The 18,155-nt window shown below is 45.6% G+C and carries 16 protein-coding genes, 3 tRNA genes, 1 other RNA gene and 1 other annotated feature; of the genes, 6 read left to right on the top strand and 14 right to left on the bottom strand.

The window, feature by feature from the left end; all coding sequences use genetic code 11:
- A partial coding sequence (locus tag KNO87_RS15200; RefSeq protein WP_214814841.1) for a hypothetical protein occupies positions 1-196 on the top strand: 196 nt, incomplete at its 5' end.
- 129 nt (positions 197-325) lie between these two features.
- On the opposite strand, the gene KNO87_RS15195 is transcribed toward KNO87_RS15200, so the two are convergent.
- The 6 genes from KNO87_RS15195 to tadA form a co-directional block, all read right to left on the bottom strand.
- Positions 326-550, bottom strand: a complete 225-nt coding sequence (locus tag KNO87_RS15195; RefSeq protein WP_214791283.1) for a YaaL family protein — start codon at positions 548-550, stop codon at positions 326-328.
- Entirely contained in the window at positions 547-1,146 is a 600-nt protein-coding gene (gene recR, locus KNO87_RS15190; protein WP_214791281.1) for a recombination mediator RecR, read from the bottom strand. The genes KNO87_RS15195 and recR overlap by 4 nt, the downstream gene beginning before the upstream one ends.
- Positions 1,147-1,168: 22 nt before the next feature.
- Complete coding sequence (locus KNO87_RS15185; RefSeq protein WP_012727754.1) at positions 1,169-1,486, bottom strand: YbaB/EbfC family nucleoid-associated protein; 318 nt, start codon at positions 1,484-1,486, stop codon at positions 1,169-1,171.
- 14 nt (positions 1,487-1,500) lie between these two features.
- Positions 1,501-3,177, bottom strand: a complete 1,677-nt coding sequence (dnaX, locus tag KNO87_RS15180; protein ID WP_214791279.1) for a DNA polymerase III subunit gamma/tau — start codon at positions 3,175-3,177, stop codon at positions 1,501-1,503.
- A 94-nt stretch (positions 3,178-3,271) separates the two neighbouring features.
- An RNA gene (gene ffs / locus KNO87_RS15175) (signal recognition particle sRNA large type) lies at positions 3,272-3,539 on the bottom strand.
- 53 nt (positions 3,540-3,592) lie between these two features.
- On the bottom strand, positions 3,593-4,093 hold the full coding sequence (gene tadA / locus KNO87_RS15170; protein WP_214796697.1) for a tRNA adenosine(34) deaminase TadA: 501 nt from the start codon (positions 4,091-4,093) through the stop codon (positions 3,593-3,595).
- A gap of 121 nt (positions 4,094-4,214) precedes the next feature.
- On the opposite strand from tadA, the gene KNO87_RS15165 reads away from it, so the two are divergent.
- The gene (locus KNO87_RS15165) at positions 4,215-4,850 is read left to right on the top strand and encodes a deoxynucleoside kinase (protein WP_214791275.1); all 636 of its coding nucleotides are present in this window, start codon (positions 4,215-4,217) and stop codon (positions 4,848-4,850) included.
- Positions 4,847-5,518 carry a deoxynucleoside kinase gene (locus KNO87_RS15160; protein ID WP_240542900.1) on the top strand — a complete coding sequence of 224 codons (672 nt, stop codon included), beginning with the start codon at positions 4,847-4,849 and terminating at the stop codon, positions 5,516-5,518. The genes KNO87_RS15165 and KNO87_RS15160 overlap by 4 nt, the downstream gene beginning before the upstream one ends.
- A 119-nt stretch (positions 5,519-5,637) precedes the next feature.
- On the opposite strand, the gene KNO87_RS15155 is transcribed toward KNO87_RS15160, so the two are convergent.
- The 7 genes from KNO87_RS15155 to pdxS form a co-directional block, all read right to left on the bottom strand.
- A tRNA-Ser gene (locus tag KNO87_RS15155) sits at positions 5,638-5,727 on the bottom strand.
- A 29-nt stretch (positions 5,728-5,756) separates the two neighbouring features.
- Positions 5,757-5,847: transfer RNA gene (locus KNO87_RS15150), tRNA-Ser, on the bottom strand.
- Positions 5,848-5,884: 37 nt separating this feature from the next.
- A tRNA-Ser gene (locus KNO87_RS15145) sits at positions 5,885-5,975 on the bottom strand.
- A gap of 138 nt (positions 5,976-6,113) precedes the next feature.
- Entirely contained in the window at positions 6,114-7,397 is a 1,284-nt protein-coding gene (gene serS, locus KNO87_RS15140) for a serine--tRNA ligase (RefSeq protein WP_214750034.1), read from the bottom strand.
- Between the two features lie 51 nt (positions 7,398-7,448).
- Positions 7,449-7,658, bottom strand: a binding site (T-box leader).
- Between the two features lie 18 nt (positions 7,659-7,676).
- Entirely contained in the window at positions 7,677-8,924 is a 1,248-nt protein-coding gene (locus tag KNO87_RS15135; RefSeq protein WP_214796695.1) for a D-alanyl-D-alanine carboxypeptidase family protein, read from the bottom strand.
- A gap of 85 nt (positions 8,925-9,009) precedes the next feature.
- Positions 9,010-9,588: a pyridoxal 5'-phosphate synthase glutaminase subunit PdxT gene (gene pdxT, locus KNO87_RS15130; protein WP_214791271.1), complete on the bottom strand. Its 579-nt coding sequence runs from the start codon at positions 9,586-9,588 to the stop codon at positions 9,010-9,012.
- Between the two features lies 1 nt (position 9,589).
- A complete protein-coding gene (gene pdxS, locus KNO87_RS15125; protein ID WP_214697307.1) occupies positions 9,590-10,480 on the bottom strand; it encodes a pyridoxal 5'-phosphate synthase lyase subunit PdxS in 891 nt (296 codons plus the stop codon).
- A 287-nt stretch (positions 10,481-10,767) separates the two neighbouring features.
- Between pdxS and pdxR the strand changes: the two genes are divergently transcribed.
- From pdxR to KNO87_RS15110, 3 genes are all read left to right on the top strand, one after another.
- Complete coding sequence (gene pdxR / locus KNO87_RS15120; protein ID WP_214791267.1) at positions 10,768-12,171, top strand: MocR-like pyridoxine biosynthesis transcription factor PdxR; 1,404 nt, start codon at positions 10,768-10,770, stop codon at positions 12,169-12,171.
- Positions 12,168-12,788: a class A sortase gene (locus KNO87_RS15115; RefSeq protein ID WP_214796693.1), complete on the top strand. Its 621-nt coding sequence runs from the start codon at positions 12,168-12,170 to the stop codon at positions 12,786-12,788. The genes pdxR and KNO87_RS15115 overlap by 4 nt, the downstream gene beginning before the upstream one ends.
- 143 nt (positions 12,789-12,931) lie before the next feature.
- On the top strand, positions 12,932-16,354 hold the full coding sequence (locus KNO87_RS15110; protein ID WP_214796691.1) for an alpha-amylase family glycosyl hydrolase: 3,423 nt from the start codon (positions 12,932-12,934) through the stop codon (positions 16,352-16,354).
- 41 nt (positions 16,355-16,395) lie between these two features.
- On the opposite strand, the gene guaB is transcribed toward KNO87_RS15110, so the two are convergent.
- Positions 16,396-17,859 (bottom strand): IMP dehydrogenase, encoded by a 1,464-nt coding sequence (gene guaB / locus KNO87_RS15105; RefSeq protein WP_214697315.1) that lies wholly within the window; start codon positions 17,857-17,859, stop codon positions 16,396-16,398.
- Positions 17,860-18,155 lie beyond the last annotated feature (296 nt).

The following is an 18,155-nucleotide window of genomic DNA, read 5'->3' as shown; positions in this document are numbered from 1 at the left end:
GACGAAGCTTGCGCTTCATTCAAAAATTGTAAAACTTATTTTTGCCTCATCGTTCAGTTTTCAAAGTTCGTCTGTCGCTCTTGGCGACTTAAATATCTTACCAAGTGAAGAACAAAAGGTCAATCACTTTTTAAAATATTTTTTATTTTGTTCGTCGCTTATCTCGGCGACGTCTATTAATATATCAGTAAAATAATAACCGCGCAACCCTTTTTATAAAAAAGTTTAAAGAAACTTATCTATCTATGCTCGTACTGTTCGCGCCTCAATTTTCTCTTCATTATATACGGCTAAAAATAAAAGAAGGCGAGCCAACGGCTTCGCCTTATGAACGTAGAGACGATAAAGATACATTTCGTTTTTTTGCCTCTTTTAAATAGAAGAAGTAGAGAGCTTCTGCCTGCTTTACTTGAGCCGCTAATTCCCCCGTATCTTCGATGCTAACCTCAAGCATACGGCGTTTTGACTCAAACTTAGATTTCGCTTCCATCAACTCATTAAGTAGTCGTTGATCATAATCATCTTTTAACGACTTACGAAACCACTTCATAACTCTCTTCTACCTTCCATCGCTCGAGACAAGGTCACTTCGTCCGCATACTCCAAATCCCCACCGACCGGTAGCCCATGCGCGAGACGCGTTACGCGAATTCCTGTTGGTTTAAGCAGACGTGATAAATACATTGAAGTCGCTTCTCCTTCAATATTTGGATTCGTTGCTAAAATCACTTCTTGAATCGCTTCATTCTCTTGTAAACGTGTCAGCAAGCTTGAAACGTTGATATCCTCCGGACCAATCCCCTCCATTGGACTAATAGCTCCATGAAGAACATGATATTTCCCTCGGTACTCTCTCATTTTCTCCATGGCAATCACGTCTCTTGAATCTTGGACCACACAAACTACCGTTTCATCCCGATGTGAGTCTTTACAGATAGCACATGGATCAATATCTGTAATATGACCGCACACGGTACAATATTTGATGTCCCGTTTCGCACTGACGAGAGCCTTCGCAAACGTTAAAACATCGTCTTCTTCCATATCTAGTACATGGAAAGCCAAACGCACTGCAGTTTTTGGACCGATTCCAGGTAGCTTCGTAAAACTCTCAATCAATCGTCCAATGGCTTCAGGGTATTGCAACTCGCATCGATCCTTTCTTTACTTAAAAGCCTGGGAGATTCATCCCTTGTGTGAAACGTCCCATTTTATCATTTACAAGCTGATCAGCTTGCTTCATCGCATCATTGATCGCTGCTAAGACAAGATCTTGTAACATATCTACATCGTCAGGATCGACGACATCTTCTGCAATAATGACATCTAAGACTTCTTTATGACCGCTGACGACAACTTTTACCATGCCGCCTCCCGCAGTACCTTCTACCGATAGCTCTTTTAATTCTTCTTGAGCTTTCGCCATATCTTTTTGCATTTTTTGCATTTGTTTCATCATGTTATTCATATTTCCCATTCCACGCATTCAGAGCGCCTCCCTTATGTTTCTTCGATTTCAACAACATCGCCAAAACGTTCCATCGCCTGTGCAACCAGTGGATCCTCAGTTTCCGGTTCTTCGACTTGTTCTGTCCGCTCTGCTTGTTTTTGAAGGATGAACTCATTTTTCAATTCATTCCAATCCGTTTCAAGCACCGCCATGATTTCACGACGAATTCCCGTAACTTCAAACAACGCCTGTTCGATCACATCACGCGTACGACCATTCGAACTTACTTGTTCATAGTGCCATGTCATTCCATCTTTAAATTGTACCAGTAAGGTGTCACTTGCACAAAGGACAGCCTCACTTTCATAGAAGAGTGCAAAAATTGGACCATCCTGTATTCGGATGTTCGTCATGATGTCGCCCCAACTATCGCGAATCGCATTCAAGTGCTGTCGCTCAGCCCGCTGAAGCAGTTGGCGAATCCGTTCTTTCGGTACTCGGATTTGAGTACGCTTCGGAGCAGGCTTCGGCTTTTCTACTTCCACGCCTGTCACAGACACACCATTTTTCTTCACTTCATTCAATTCGCGGCTCAATTCACGCACTTGATCTTGTAGCTGTGTCATCTGTTCACTAATCGTCCGACCTTGTTCCGCAATTCGAATGAATGTCAATTCCACCAACACTTTGGGATGATTCGATAACCTCATCTGTTGCTGGCAATCATTCAGCTCTTCAATCACTTGGAATAATTCGTCCGTCGAGGTCGCTTCGACAAACTGACGGAATTCATCGGTTGGACGAGCGCGTTCTAATAAGTCGGCAGCTTGCGGAGATGCTTTTAAAAGTAGTGCATCCCGATGGACGAACACCAAATCTTCAATGAATCGTTTTAAGTCTTTTCCTTCGCGTAGCATCATTTCAAGTGTACTCAAAATCGCATTTAACTCTTTTTTCTGTAGACCATATGCCATTTCAAGCAATGTTTCATCCGTTACAGCACCTGTTACTTCTAAAACCGCTTCTTCTGTCAGGCGACCATCACTAAATGCCAATGCCTGATCAAGTAAGCTAAGGGCATCTCGCATTCCGCCATCAGCAGCCCGCGCGATTAATTTCAACGCTTCTGGATCATAGTCATGGTCTTGATCATTTAAAATATACGCCATCCGGGTCTGCAATTGACTCACTTCATGTCGTTTAACGTCAAAGCGCTGACACCGAGAAATGATTGTTGCCGGAATTTTATGCGGTTCTGTCGTTGCCAAAATAAAAATCGCATGTGCTGGCGGCTCTTCGAGCGTCTTCAGCAATGCATTGAATGCGCCTGTTGACAACATATGCACTTCATCAATGATATATACTTTGTAACGACCTTGAGACGGTGGATATTTAACCTTGTCTCGAATTTCTCGAATTTCGTCAACTCCGTTATTTGATGCTGCATCGATTTCGAACACGTCTGGACTCGTACCTTCCGTGATGGCGATACACGTCGGACAGGTATTACACGGTTCACGTGTCGGTGCACTTTCACAGTTTATTGCCTTGGCAATGATTTTCGCCAAACTCGTCTTCCCTGTCCCGCGCGGACCTGAAAACAGATATGCGTGTGACATCCGCTCCTCTAGTAGAGCGTTTTGAATCGTACGTGTGATATGAACTTGACCGACGACCTCTTGAAATGACTGAGGTCTATATACCCGATATAATGCTTGATACGCCATGAGTTCGCCTCCTTCCCCACTTTTCTTCTCTATCTCATCATACAAAAAAATCTACAGCCCTGGGGCCATAGATTGAAGTTATAAAATAAATCTGCCGCGCACCGATTTCTGAAAGCACGTCAACATGCGTTACTCATGCAGTTTGCTCAGTCCAAGCACCCCTGCGGCACACGGTACGTCACCACTTAAGGCTGCTTCCTTCCGGACCTGACCTGGTTCATGGGTGACCGTTGCGCAGGACTCAGACGTCAACGCCACTTACATAAGGCAGACCATACCAGCGCACTCCCTCGAATCGGGATTCAGTCTCGCTACAGCGGATTGCGAGTGACAGGGCACCGCTACCTCCCCACCTAGCACGGCAAATGGGTAAATGAAATTATGCACTATCTCGAGTGCTATTACATTATACTGTTTAATCGATTGGGTTGCAACCTCTCTGATGAAGTCGTTCTTGTTTCTTCCTTTCTCTGAGCGCTCGGAAGAAATCAGTCAGAAGCTGTCCACATTCTTCTGCTAAAACATTTTCTGTCACGTCGGCCTGATGATTGAATCGTTCATCCTGTACTAAATTCATCAACGTGCCACAACAACCACCTTTCGGATCATGCGCACCGAAGATCACCCGCTTCACTCGAGATAACACAATGGCTCCTGCACACATCGGACAAGGTTCGAGTGTGACGTATAATTCACAATCTTCTAATCGCCAATTCCCTAATGCTTCGTTTGCTGCTTCAATCGCAATCATCTCAGCATGAGCCGCAGCCAAGAGATCTGTTTCACGACGGTTATGACCGGTCGCAATCACCTCATCTCCCTTTACAATCACACAGCCAATCGGTACCTCACCAATAGCTTCTGCTTTCTTCGCTTCTTCGATGGCTAACTGCATAAATCGCTCATCACGTTCCATCCATTCACCTCATTTCTTATTTAACACTATGAAAAAAAATGAAAATCAAATCCCTCGCCATATCCCTCGCATTGTATGCTAGAATGGAACTTGCACTTTGGATAATGGAGGATGACATCATATGTTTATAACGGTAGAAGGACCGATTGGTGTCGGGAAAACATCACTGGCCCATATCATCAGTCAGCATTTCTCGATGCAGATGCTGAATGAAATTGTAGAAGAGAACCCATTTCTCGGCAAGTTTTATGAAGATATCGAAGAATGGAGTTTCCAAACGGAAATGTTCTTCTTATGCAATCGATTCAAGCAGTTGGATGATATTCATAAACACCACTTGAGTCAACAGCAATCCGTCGTTTCGGACTATCATATTTTCAAAAACTTGATTTTTGCTCATCGTTCATTGAAACCGGCACATCTCAACAAATACGAGCAGATTTATAAGATTTTGACACATGATATGCCGAAACCTGATGTCGTCATTTACTTACACGCCAGCATTGAGACATTGATGAAACGAGTCGCCTTGCGTGGACGTGAAGTGGAAGAAAATATGTCCCGTGATTATCTCGAACAACTCGCTCACGATTATGAGACATTCGTAGAGTCGTATCGCGCGACCCATCCAGAAGTGAAAATCCTCTCATTCAGTGGGGATGAACTCGACTTCGTACACAACCCAAACGATTTGACACATGTCTTAAAGACAATTGAACGTGAATTAGAATTGACTAAAGGAGCACAATTAAAATGAAGCTGATTGATAAATATAACATCCCGAACGATACAATCATTACAATCGGTGGAATGGTTGGAATCGGGAAATCAACGATCACCAATTCGTTAGCCGATGCATTGAACTTCCGAACGTCTTTAGAGAAAGTAGATACGAACCCTTACCTCGATAAATTCTATCATGATTTCGAGCGTTGGAGTTTCCATCTTCAAATTTACTTCTTGGCTGAACGTTTCAAAGAACAAAAGAAAATCTTCCAATACGGTGGCGGCTTCATTCAAGACCGTTCAATCTATGAAGATACAGGTATCTTCGCAAAAATGCATTACGAAAAAGGGACGATGTCACCAACAGACTACGAAACGTATTCAAGTTTGTTCGAGGCTATGGTGTTAACACCATTCTTCCCACACCCAGATTTATTGATTTACCTTGAAGGTTCGTTCGAACAAGTCCTTGAACGCATCCAGATGCGCGGTCGCGAGATGGAGCAACAAACACCGATTGCATATTGGGAAGAGATGTACGAGCGCTATACAGAATGGATTAACAACTTTAATCTGTGCCCAGTACTACGCCTTTCGATCGAAGACTACGACCTCATCAATGACCCTGATTCAGTCGAACTCATCCTTGAAAAAATTGAAAAGCAACTGACGGTTGCTCGCGAAGCAAAAGTTAGATAATCGAAAGAAGGATTACGCCATGAAAAGCGTAATCCTTCTTTTTATACATAAAAAATCCACAGCGATGATGTCTGTGGATACAAAAAATGCATCTGCCTCTGCAGATGCCCGATTGAAAGCGGAGTTGGTGGGATTCGAACCCACGCGAGCCTTGCGACTCCTAACGGATTTCGAGTCCGTCCCCTTCAGCCGGACTTGGGTACAACTCCAGGCCTAAAAAAGTGTAAAAAAAAGAAAGTGGAGGAGGTGGTGGGATTCGAACCCACGCAGGCTATTACACCCCTGACGGTTTTCAAGACCGTTCCCTTAAACCACTTGGGTACACCTCCAAAAGATATAAAATTGTGTGAGCCTCCAAAAAAGAAATGGAGGAGGTGGTGGGATTCGAACCCACGCAGGCTATTACACCCCTGACGGTTTTCAAGACCGTTCCCTTAAACCACTTGGGTACACCTCCAAAGCTCATATACAATTCGTGAGCAACAGTGTCGCTCGACATGATTTATAGTACCAAGTGAAGAGACAGATGTCAAACCCTTTTGTGAAAAAACATTAAAAAAATTAAGCAGCCTCAAAATCGAGGCTGCTCAAGCGTTTAGTTCGGCATTTCAATCTTTTCTTTCCCACCCATATAAGGGCGAAGCACTTCTGGGATGACGACTGATCCGTCTGCTTGTTGGTAGTTTTCCAAAATCGCTGCAACTGTTCGACCGACTGCCAATCCTGACCCGTTCAATGTGTGGACAAATTCTGGTTTTGCATTGGCATCACGACGGAAGCGAATTCCAGCACGACGCGCTTGGAAATCTTCAAAGTTAGAGCAAGAAGAAATCTCACGATACATTCCTTGTGCTGGCATCCACACTTCGATGTCATATTTTTTAGCAGCTGTGAATCCGAGGTCCGCCGTACACATGCTAAGTACTTGGTACGGAAGTCCGAGACGTTTCAATACTTCTTCAGCATGCCCTGTCAACAATTCCAATTGTTCATATGACTCTTCTGGTTTCACGAAGCGGACGAGCTCAACTTTATTGAATTGGTGCTGGCGAATCAAGCCACGCGTATCACGACCCGCTGAACCAGCTTCAGAACGGAAGTTGGCGCTATAAGCTGTATACGTGATTGGAAGCTGCGTTTCCGGAATGATTTCTTCACGGTGCATGTTTGTGACTGGCACTTCAGCTGTCGGAACGAGGAAGTAGTTTGTGTCCGCTACTTTAAACGCATCTTCTTCAAATTTAGGAAGTTGACCTGTTCCAATCATCGAATCACGATTGACCATGTACGGCGGCAATACTTCTGAGTAACCATGCTCGTCTGAATGAAGGTCCATCATAAAGTTGATGAGTGCACGTTCTAAGCGGGCACCTAACCCTTTATAGAAAACAAAGCGGCTACCCGTTACTTTCCCTGCTCGTTCCACATCGACGATTTTAAGGTCTTCCATCACGTCCCAATGTTGCTTCGGCTCGAAGTCAAAATCAGGCTTTGTTCCGATTTCGCGAATCGTCACGTTATCATCCTCCGTCTCGCCGATTGGAGTTGATTCGTGTGGGATGTTCGGAATGCTGAGCAAGATCAAGTTGAGTTCAGCCTCTACTTCTCGTAACTCTTCATCTAGCAATTTGATTTCATCCCCAAGACGGCGTGTTTCCAAAATCGGACCTTCCGCATCCTGTTTGTTCCGTTTTAATTCAGCGATTTGTTTCGTCGCTTCATTGCGTTTTGCTTTCTTTACTTCCACTTCGTTAATTAAGTCACGACGCTTTTCCTCTAACTGCGGGAAGCGGTCAAGTGCACTCAAATCTTCTCCACGGTAAGCTAACTTTTCTTTGATTCCTTCAAAATCTTGTCGTAAACGTTTAATGTCTAACATTGCTGTTCCTCCTTTTTCATATAAAAAAGGCGGCACGTCCCTTTCCCGTAGGAAAGGGACGAACCACCTTGGATCCGCGTTGCCACCCTCGTTGCCCAAATGCTTGAGCCACTCGATGCACGTAACGTGTGCCAAACGTGACCTGTTTCCAAGTCAATGCTCCGAGGCCGATTCGGTTACGCCATCTCACTAGTTTGCACCAACCACTAGCTCTCTGTCAGTAGACGTACGTAACGTACTTATTCTCATCATCGCATCTGTCATTGAATTAATCTTACTTTACAACATCTGAACTTGTTCGACAAGACTGATTTTTCCAAGTGCTAATCGGATTTGATCGAGGAATTCAAAGAACGCTCGCGTCATTCTCGTCAAGAACGAAGCCGTATCAACCGACTCTGCCGTGACAAGCATCGTCTTCGGGGGAGTCTCTCCTTCTAAGTAACGAACTTGATCGGAAGAATCGATCGTGACTACGCCCGCCTGTGTATCGGCCTTGATTGGAGCCTCTAATTCGAGCAGTTCAACTTGCGGCTCCGGGACAGGCTTCCCTTTTTCGACCAACACTTCAAAGTCATTCGTCGTCCGTACAGCAACTTGTTCCGTTTCACCTTGAGAAACTTTCGCCGTCTTCGAAATCGTTTCACCTGTCCGTAAGATTGGTGTCATGACGAAATCCGCATACGCATAGTCATGTAATGCTTTCGTCGCTGCATAGCGTCCCTCATCAGATGGTGCACCAAGAACGACCGATAAAACAGTGCGACCATCCCGTGTGGACACACCGACAAAGCAATAGCCTGCTTCATTCGTTGTTCCTGTCTTGAAACCGAGCATCCCTGGATAGGCAAGGTCACGATCGGCGAGCATCCGGTTCGTCGCATCAAAGCGAACACCGTCGACATCCACATATGCCCGTTTTGTCACGTCGAGTACTTCCGGATAAGTCGTCAAATATGCAATCGCCAATTTCATTAAATCGTTAGCCGACGTCAAATTGTCTCCTGGTAGACCGGCTGATACAGAATCAAGTCCCGATGCATTCGCAAACGTCGTTTGTGTCATTCCTAGTTCATCGGCCCGGCGATTCATTTCTTTGACGAACGCCTCCTCTGAACCAGACACTGCTTCCCCAAGCGTCACAGCCGCTTCGTTCGCCGAACGAATTAACGCTGCATCGTATAACTCTTTGACGGTATACGGTTTATTCAATAGCGGGATTCGTGCCAACCCCGGTTTTCTCGTCAGTGCCAATGCAGCATCGCTCGGTGTAATCTCTTGATTCCAACTGAGCTTTCCTTCTTCGATCGCCTCACGCGTCAAAAATGCCGTCATCAATTTCGTGATTGAAGCGGGCTGCAGCATGGCATCTTCTTGTTTCGTAAACAGAACCTGTCCTGTTGTCACGTCTACAAGCATTGCGCTCGCCGCGTCAACTTTTGGTGCGGCCGCAGAGGCGACTGAAGGTACGATTACTTGTACAAGCAATATGGCAATAAACAACATGATTAAATAGCGAGCCTTCACATAGTTTCCCCTTTCTGTACGCTTCTTTGTTCAGTGTAACAAAAAATAAGTTTGAAGGACCCCCTTTTTATGAGGTCCCCCAAACTTATGCATATTGCTTCTGATTTTCTTTGACCATCTCGATAAAATAGCGATGCAATGATAGATCTTCCGTCAACTCTGGATGGAACGAACAAGCCAGATACTGGTTGTAACGAACTGCTACAATCGCTTCCTCGACTTCAGCGAGCACGTCCACTTCCGGTTCGACTCGCGCCACTTGTGGGGCACGAATAAAGACCGCTTCGACTGGCTCCTCGATCCCTTTTACCGGAAGATCGACTTCAAAACTGTCGACCTGACGTCCGAATGCATTGCGTTTTACCGTCATCGGAATTTTCTTTAAGTGGGCATCATAGCCTTCGACTTCGTTTGCGAGAAGAATCATACCGGCACATGTGCCGAACATCGGTAACGTCTCCATGTCACGAAGTGGCTCAAGTAACTCATAGCGGTCGAGTAGGCGTCGCATCGCGGTACTTTCTCCACCCGGTAACACTAATCCATCGATCGCTTTCAAGTCTTCTAACGAGCGGACGACAACCGTCTGCGCACCGAGCGCTTCAAGCATACGAACATGCTCACGTATTGCGCCCTGCATCCCTAATACGCCAATCGTCACCATCTTACCAGCCTCGTGGCGCCATAAGTTCTTCATCTTTTAGCGTACGGACGTCGAGTCCTTTCATCGCCTCACCCAATCCTTTTGAAAGGTGTGCAATCCGCTCATAGTCGTCGTGGTATGTTGTTGCTTCAACGATGGCACGTGCGAATTTTTCTGGGTTCTCCGCTTTGAAAATTCCAGATCCGACAAAGACGCCGTCTGCTCCGAGGTGCATCATCAAGGCTGCATCCGCTGGTGTTGCGATTCCACCCGCTGCAAAGTTAACGACTGGAAGACGACCCGCTTCACGGATTTGCATAAGCACTTCAAATGGTGCTCCGAGGTCACGAGCCTCTGTCATAACTTCATCTACGCTCATCGACAAAAGACGTTTCACTTGTGCTTGTACTGTACGCATGTGACGAACCGCTTCCACGATGTTCCCCGTTCCCGGCTCACCTTTTGTACGAATCATTGCTGCACCTTCGCCGATTCGACGTGCCGCTTCACCAAGGTCACGCGCTCCACATACGAACGGCGCTGTATAGTCGCGTTTGTACAAATGGAACTCTTCATCTGCTGGTGTCAATACTTCACTCTCATCGATAAAGTCGACCCCCATCGACTCAAGGACACGAGCTTCAGCGATATGACCGATACGGCATTTCGCCATAACCGGAACAGATACTGCTCCCATGACATCTTCAATGATTGTTGGATCAGCCATACGGGCAACACCGCCCATTTTGCGGATATCCGAAGGTACACGTTCAAGCGCCATGACAGCAACCGCACCGGCAGCTTCAGCGATTTTTGCCTGTTCCGCGTTGATGACGTCCATGATGACGCCACCTTTTTGCATTTCTGCCATCCCGCGTTTTACTTTATCTGTTCCCACTTGTCTCTTTTCCATTGAAATCCCTCCATTGGTTCATGTTCTACTTGCTAGTATAAGCTGGATTGACTATATTAAAAGTGCCAGATTCTTATTTTTTAAAGTGGTCAGTTTAGATAAAGGACTCTATTGCCACTATCACGAACGTGTTGAAGTATGAAGGAGGAATCAGTATGTTAGACCGTGACCCGTTTGAAGGAGGCAATCGCGCCTCATTTGGTACACCTGGAATTGTCTCATTCTTGATTATCATCGGCTTTCTCTTGTACTTCTTTTTCGGTTCGTAAAGAAAGGAACGTCATCTCATGGATATGCTTACTTTTTCACTTGAACAAGATTCGTCCATCCCACTATATGAGCAATTGTATAAACATATTCGCGAAGCCATCGTCGACGACACGCTAAAAACAGGTACCAAGCTACCTTCGAAGCGTAAACTCTCCCAATTTCTAGATGTATCTCAGACGACGGTCGAATTCGCCTATGCTCAGTTACTCGCCGAAGGATATATCGAATCCATTCCTCGGAAGGGGTTTTATGTGTTGCCGCAAGAGGAACTATACGTCCGGCGATCAAGTAGCACCATCACACCATCACCACCTAAAAAGACGTATACGTACGATGTGTCGCCAAGCCAAATCGATACAACGGCTTTTCCGTTTGAACGTTGGAAACGACATATTAAAAACGTCGTCGATGAGGTTCATCATGAGTTGCTCGCGTTAGGCCCCGTTCAAGGGGATCTTGAATTACGTCAGGAAATTGCGACCTATCTCTATCATTCGCGAGGCGTTCAGTGCTCACCTGAACAGATTATCGTCGGGTCAGGGACCGAACAACTATTGCCACAACTATTAGATTTATTACCCGATGCCTCGGTGTTTGGAATTGAAGATCCCGGTTATCCACTCACGCGTCTTTTATTCGAGCAACAAGGGCGCACCTCCATCCCGATTCCGGTAGACGACAGTGGGGTTTGTGTAAGTGAGCTTGAACGTCATGCCATTGATGCGCTATACGTGACACCTGCCCATCAATTTCCGACAGGGACTGTCTTATCCGTCAGTCGACGCCAGCGCCTGTTGAATTGGGCGCTCGTTCACCAAACGTATATCATAGAGGACGATTATGACAGCGAGTTCCGCTATAGTGGTAAACCCATCCCATCTCTTCAAAGCATGGACCCGAACGAACGTGTCATTTATATCAGTACGTTTTCAAAATCACTCATGCCTTCTCTTCGTATCGGGTATATGGTGTTACCGACGCCTCTTCTGAATCGTTACCGTGAGCGGCATCATTATTTTACGTGTAGCGTCCCTCGATTTGAGCAACATACGTTGGCGCTGTTCATGTCGAGCGGTGATTTTGAAAAACATTTGAATCGGATGCGAAAAATCTATCGCCGTAAGTTAGAAATCGTGCTCACTACCTTCCGTCCGTTCGAACCGACTGTCATCGTGACAGGTGCAAGTGCCGGATTGCATGTTGTATTGACCGTCGTCACAGACCGAACAGAGCAAGAGTTGAAGCAGTCGGCTGAATCTTTCGGTATCGCCATAAAATCGATGAACGACTATCGCATCGTACATCCGGACTCGCATAAACAATTTTTGTTTGGGTTTGCGCACTTACCCGAATCATCTTTACCGAACGTGATTGATCAGTTGATGAACGCATGGGCAATTCCGAGAGGAGCAATTACATGAAGCGACATCTTCGATGGATCATCGGAATCCTTTTAATCGGCAGTGGCCTTTTCTTTTTAACAAGTTCGATTTGGAAAGAGAATATCGCTAGCTCAACCAGTGAATATGTCATTGAACATATGGAACTACAAGACGAGATTGAGGTTGAAGCGAGTTATAATTTCGCCTCGGTCACTCCTCTTTCCTTAGCGGACGTCTTACAAGCGCGCAATCGTTTTCATCATTTACCGACAATCGGTGTCATTTCCATTCCAGATGTTTCACTGGAGCTCCCAGTCATAAAAGGATTAGATGATGAGAGTCTCGCTGTCGGAGCGGGAACCATGCATCCCGATCAACAAATGGGAAAAGGCAATTACGCACTAGCCGGTCATTATTTACAACATGCGGACGCTCTATTCGGTCCGCTCCATAAAGTCGAAGTTGGTATGAAAATCTATCTTCGAGATGCCGCACACACTTACGAATACATCGTGACATCGCTTGAAACCGTCTCTCCTGAACAAGTTGATGTATTGGATGAAACAGCTACTCCTACCCTTACATTAATCACTTGTACGTTCGATACGACGGAGCGACTCATCGTCAAAGGTTCACTCGTCACTACTGAATCATAACCGCATCTCCTCAACCAACAGGAGACGCGGTTATTTATTGTTTTTTCAAAAACATATTGTTAGCGCTTACAACTTCCGCTAAACTATTTTTGAAAACGTTTGCATAAAGTTGTGCAATTTAACTCAAACAAAAGAGGTGTCTCATGAAGAAAAAAACTGCTCGTCAGGCTTCGACTTTATTCCTGTCTGGTGCATTGCTCATTCAAGCCGGGGTTCCGATGAACGCATTAGCTGAACCGACTGCAATCACGATTGATGGGTCAAAGACCGACTGGGCTAATATTCCCGCCCTCGCAAATTCTCCCACTGCAGGATGGCAAGGGTTCGATGTCGGTGATTTATACATAAACAATGATGCGCAACACCTATATTTCTACGTAGATGCGAACAATGTCCCGAACTGGGGAGATAACGGGCAATACATAAATATTGCGCTCCAAATCAATGATGAAGATTCTGGTGTATCTACTAATCCACTCGGGTATCCATTTGATTTTAAAGGTGTCGACAAGGCACCTCAGTACCATATTCTCGTCCGAGTCGATGGTGATCAGAACGTAAAAGAGGCTGCTCTTTATCAGGCTGGTCAAGAGAAACCACTTTTACAATTGAATCAGTTGAACGGTGCGGCTTTTGCCTTAGACCGAACGAAAGGATTTGAAGGAAAAGTTCCTCTGTCATTGCTCGGCTTAAACAATGGTGATCAAGTTCGTGCCTTAACTGTATTGAGTGGAAACAACGCTGGAGAGCATGGGGCGTTCGATACGATTCCGAGCAACGCTTCCAATCAATTAGCCAATAGTTGGAACGTGTCTGCCACGCCATCCTCACAATCTGTTTATAGTGCCCCGTTCACTTTAAATGGGGTAGAGACGATTGACCAACTTGAAGTTGCGTCCGTGACCCCGGCCTCATCATCAATTGATGTGGATGTGTCTGCTCCAATCACATGGACATTTAATGAACCCGTCCGTCTCGATTCGGCATCGGTCACCTTACAACAAGGGGAGACGCGTGTCCCCGTTGATGTGACGACGAACGGGACGAGCGTGACACTTCAACCGAAAGAAGCTCTCGCTCTTAATACATCCTATACGGCCATCATTCCAGAAGGTGCGGTGACCGGAACGATTTCGAATACGACACTCCCGGAATTGATGACTACTTTCAAAACAGCAACAAAACTCGCGGATCCTTGGGAAACGACACGCTATATCGAAATGAAATATGTCCGTGCCGATCATGACTATACAGATTGGAACTTATGGACATGGAGTACAGGAAAAAAAGACGGACAAGTCGATCCATACCGGATAACTGACGATGGGGCCATCTTCCGTATCCCAGTCGGTCAAGACGCCACGAAAGTCGGGTTTGTCATTCGAAAAGGTACGGACTGGGCCGTTAAGGATGCTTATGGAGAAGACAGATACGTCACGCTCGGAGAAGACCGCGTCACGAAGGTCGTCGTCGAAAGCGGAAAAGGTGCCTTCCACCAAGTTCCGACAATCAGTGGTCCCGAATACGGTACAGATGGAATTCAATTCTTCTACCGTGATGTAGCGCTCTATGAATCAGGAGAAATGGACGAAATCGATCAGGTCGCACTCAAAATCAATAATGAGACGTATCCGATGACTTATGAGCCAGAAAACGAGTGGTTCCGCCATACAATACGCTTACCTGAAGGAATCCATGACTACACGTATCTCGTCACGAAGGACGGCGTCACGACCGAAGTGAAAGACCCCTATTTCGAGGCTTCTCAAATCGAATATCGTCAACCGACCGTCACACTCACTTCTTCTGTCAGTCCGAAAGCCATCAGCTCTCGTGAAAATGCGGTCGTTCGAGTAAAACCGTCCTTGCCGAAAGGTGTGACACTCCGAGAACTCTACATCGATGCACGCCCACTTGGTGGTCCTGAAAAGTTACACATCGATCGTGCGTTAAACGCCCAAACCATCGCGGTGAAAGATACGGTCAAACCTGGAAATAAGACGCTTTCCGTCACTGCAATCGACCAATATGGAAACGTTCATCGCTCGACAACAACGGTTCGTGTCGTCCCTAAAACGATGAAGGAAAAACAAGCGTTTGATTGGGATGAGGCGCGCATCTATTTTATGCTCACGGACCGTTTCTATAACGGAGATTTATCCAATGACAACCCGAATCGTGAGTACTATGACAAAGATCATCCTGAATCTTACCATGGCGGCGATTTTGCAGGTGTTACGAAAAAACTTGATTATTTAGATGATCTTGGGATCAATACGATTTGGATCACGCCAATTGTGGATAACATCGATTGGGATTTACGATATGGAAAAGACGGATCTCAGTATGGATATCATGGATATTGGGCCAAGAACTTTGAAAAGCTCGATGAACATCTCGGGGATATGGCTGCGTTCCATAAACTGATTGATGAAGCGCATAAACGTGGAATGAAAATTATGGTCGACGTCGTCTTGAACCATCCTGGCTATGGCATGGAACCTGGGGCAAGCTCATCTGTCACAAACTTCCCAACGGATGCAGAACGACAAGTATTTGATGGAATGATCCGTGAAAATCCGGTCGACGGAGACGATCTCAAAATGTCGCTATCCGGTCTTCCCGACTTCAAGACGGAAGAAGCTGCCGTTCGGGAACAATTGGTGAAATGGCAGACAGATTGGATCAAACGATCGAAAACGAAAAAAGGCAACACGATTGATTACTTCCGTGTCGATACGGTCAAACACGTGGACTCCACAACATGGAAATCCTTTAAAAATGAATTAACAGCAATCAAGCCGAATTTCAAATTGATTGGGGAGCACTACGGGGCGAGTATCAACAATACAGGCGGCTACTTAAGAAGTGGTCAAATGGATTCCTTGCTCGACTTTGATTTTAAATATCAAGCTGAACGATTCGTGAATGGCAATATCGAAGACGTTGAAAAGGCACTTCAATATCGCAATACTCAATTATCGAACGAAGCGACGCTCGGACAATTCTTGAGTAGCCATGATGAAGACGGATTCCTTGTCTCGCGGGCAGGCGGGGATACTGGGAAGCAAATGGTCGCAGCCTCTCTTCAAATCACGGCGAAGGGTCAACCTGTGATCTATTATGGAGAAGAGGTCGGTCAATCTGGGAAGCATGCGGGCGATATGGATCAAGGCGAGTTCAATGAAAATCGCTATGACTTCGACTGGTCTCGAGTCAAAGGTGAAGGGAAATCGATGCATACGCACTATCAAAAACTTTTGAATATCCGTGCAGACTATTCGCATGTATTCAGTAAAGGGACACGTTCGTCCATCGCTTCGAATTCTGAGGCTGGCTATTCAATCTTCAAACGAAGTTATGGAAAACAATCGGTTCTCGTCGGATTAAATACGAAAGAGAAAGCACAAACTGTTTCCTTTAATACTTCATATAAAGCGAAAACCGTATTGATTGACCGATATAGCGGTAAACAATACATCGTTCAAAAGAATGGCAAAGTCACTGTCTCACTCCCTGCTCAAGATCAAGGTGGTACTGTGATTTTAGTAGAGAAGCGCAAATAAATAACCGCCATCCTGAGTGTACAGGATGGCGGCTTTTTACATTAGCGTGAGTAGTTCGGTGCTTCTTTTGTAATGTTGACATCGTGTGGGTGACTTTCTTGAAGGCCCGCACCTGTCATCCGAATAAATTGCGTGTCTTCACGAAGGGCACGGATATCGGCAGCGCCACAGTATCCCATACCTGAACGAAGACCACCAATCAATTGATAGACCGTGTCAGCAAGTTCTCCACGGTATGCGACACGTCCTTCTATTCCTTCTGGAACGAACTTTTTGTCTGCTTCTTGGAAGTAACGGTCTTGGCTTCCGCGCTTCATCGATGCTTCAGATCCCATACCACGGTATGTCTTGAATTGACGACCTTGGTAAATTTCCATTTCGCCTGGGCTCTCTTTCACACCGGCAAGCAAGCTACCAAGCATGACAGCGTTCGCTCCAGCAGCGATGGCTTTAACAATATCACCTGAGTACTTGATTCCACCATCAGCGATGACTGATACACCATGCTCTTTTGCTTCTGTAACACAATCATAAACAGCTGTGATTTGTGGAACACCAACGCCTGCAACAACGCGTGTTGTACAAATTGAACCTGGTCCAATTCCGACTTTGATAACCGATGCTCCAGCTTCAATCAAAGCGCGTGTCGCTTCAGCAGTCGCTACGTTACCTGCGATGATTGGAAGTGATGGGAACGTATCGCGCAACTCACGAACTTTTTCAAGCACACCAGCCGAATGTCCATGTGCTGTGTCAATGACCAACGCATCTACGCCTGCTTCTACAAGTACTTGAGCACGTGAAGCCGCGTCTTTTGTCACACCGACTGCAGCTGCTACAAGAAGACGACCTTGCTTATCTTTTGCTGCGTTCGGGAACTGTTCGACCTTCTCGATATCTTTTGTTGTGATGAGACCTTTCAATACGCCAGCTTCATCGACAAGTGGAAGTTTTTCAATGCGATGTTGGTGTAGAATACGCTCTGCTTCTTCAAGCGATGTACCTACTTTTGCAGTGATCAGGTTTTCCGTTGTCATAACATCCTTGATGACGGTTGAATAGTCTTTGATGAAGCGAAGATCACGATTCGTCAAAATACCAATCAATTTACGCTCTTCTTCTGAGTTGACGATTGGAACACCAGAAATACGATACTTACTCATCAAATACTCAGCGTCATACACTTGACGATCTGGAGTTAAATAGAAAGGATTTGTGATGACACCATTCTCTGAGCGCTTAACGCGATCGACATGTTCAGCTTGCATTTCCATAGACATGTTCTTATGAATGACACCTAAACCGCCTTGACGGGCCATAGCAATCGCCATCGGAGCTTCCGTGACGGTATCCATGCCGGCACTGATGATTGGGATATTCAATTCTAATCCTTCACAGAGCTTTGTGCTTAAATCAACGTCACGTGGTAAAACATTTGAGAACCTCGGTACGAGTAATACATCATCAAACGTTAAACCTTCTTTTGCAAACTTATTTTCCCACATAAAAATTGATGGCCCCTTTCTCGTTCTACCTACATCTTTGTTTCGAAATATTTCTGTAATGGTAACAGGTATAACGCAAAAGTGCAATTCAATTCCCGATGTTCAGAAAGTTCAGAATTGTGTTCGTTCCTATCTAGAAGATGAGAATTGTTCGGAATTTCATGTGAATAGGGTGCTTAATATGGAGTTTGATTTCATAACGAACATAAAAAACGACCGAGCGTTATGCTCGGTCGTCCTCTGCGTTGTTGCCTGGCAACGTCCTATCCTCACAGGGGGAGATCCCCCAACTACTT

The sequence above is a fragment of the Exiguobacterium sp. s34 genome, from assembly GCF_018617435.1.
Taxonomy (GTDB): Bacteria; Bacillota; Bacilli; order Exiguobacteriales; family Exiguobacteriaceae; genus Exiguobacterium; species Exiguobacterium aestuarii.
Note: the sequence above shows the minus strand (reverse complement) of the source record. Positions and strands in the feature narration are given on the sequence as shown.

Excerpts from the sequence above, each read along its gene's own strand:
- KNO87_RS15195 (WP_214791283.1), bottom strand. The coding sequence starts at position 550 with ATGAAGTGGTTTCGTAAGTCGTTAAAAGATGATTATGATCAACGACTA.
- KNO87_RS15185 (WP_012727754.1), bottom strand. The coding sequence starts at position 1,486 with ATGCGTGGAATGGGAAATATGAATAACATGATGAAACAAATGCAAAAA.
- dnaX (WP_214791279.1), bottom strand. The coding sequence starts at position 3,177 with ATGGCGTATCAAGCATTATATCGGGTATATAGACCTCAGTCATTTCAA.
- tadA (WP_214796697.1), bottom strand. The coding sequence starts at position 4,093 with ATGGAACGTGATGAGCGATTTATGCAGTTAGCCATCGAAGAAGCGAAG.
- KNO87_RS15165 (WP_214791275.1), top strand. The coding sequence starts at position 4,215 with ATGTTTATAACGGTAGAAGGACCGATTGGTGTCGGGAAAACATCACTG.
- KNO87_RS15160 (WP_240542900.1), top strand. The coding sequence starts at position 4,847 with ATGAAGCTGATTGATAAATATAACATCCCGAACGATACAATCATTACA.
- serS (WP_214750034.1), bottom strand. The coding sequence starts at position 7,397 with ATGTTAGACATTAAACGTTTACGACAAGATTTTGAAGGAATCAAAGAA.
- pdxT (WP_214791271.1), bottom strand. The coding sequence starts at position 9,588 with ATGGTGACGATTGGCGTATTAGGGATGCAGGGCGCAATACGTGAGCAT.
- pdxS (WP_214697307.1), bottom strand. The coding sequence starts at position 10,480 with ATGGAAAAGAGACAAGTGGGAACAGATAAAGTAAAACGCGGGATGGCA.
- pdxR (WP_214791267.1), top strand. The coding sequence starts at position 10,768 with ATGGATATGCTTACTTTTTCACTTGAACAAGATTCGTCCATCCCACTA.
- KNO87_RS15115 (WP_214796693.1), top strand. The coding sequence starts at position 12,168 with ATGAAGCGACATCTTCGATGGATCATCGGAATCCTTTTAATCGGCAGT.
- KNO87_RS15110 (WP_214796691.1), top strand. The coding sequence starts at position 12,932 with ATGAAGAAAAAAACTGCTCGTCAGGCTTCGACTTTATTCCTGTCTGGT.
- guaB (WP_214697315.1), bottom strand. The coding sequence starts at position 17,859 with ATGTGGGAAAATAAGTTTGCAAAAGAAGGTTTAACGTTTGATGATGTA.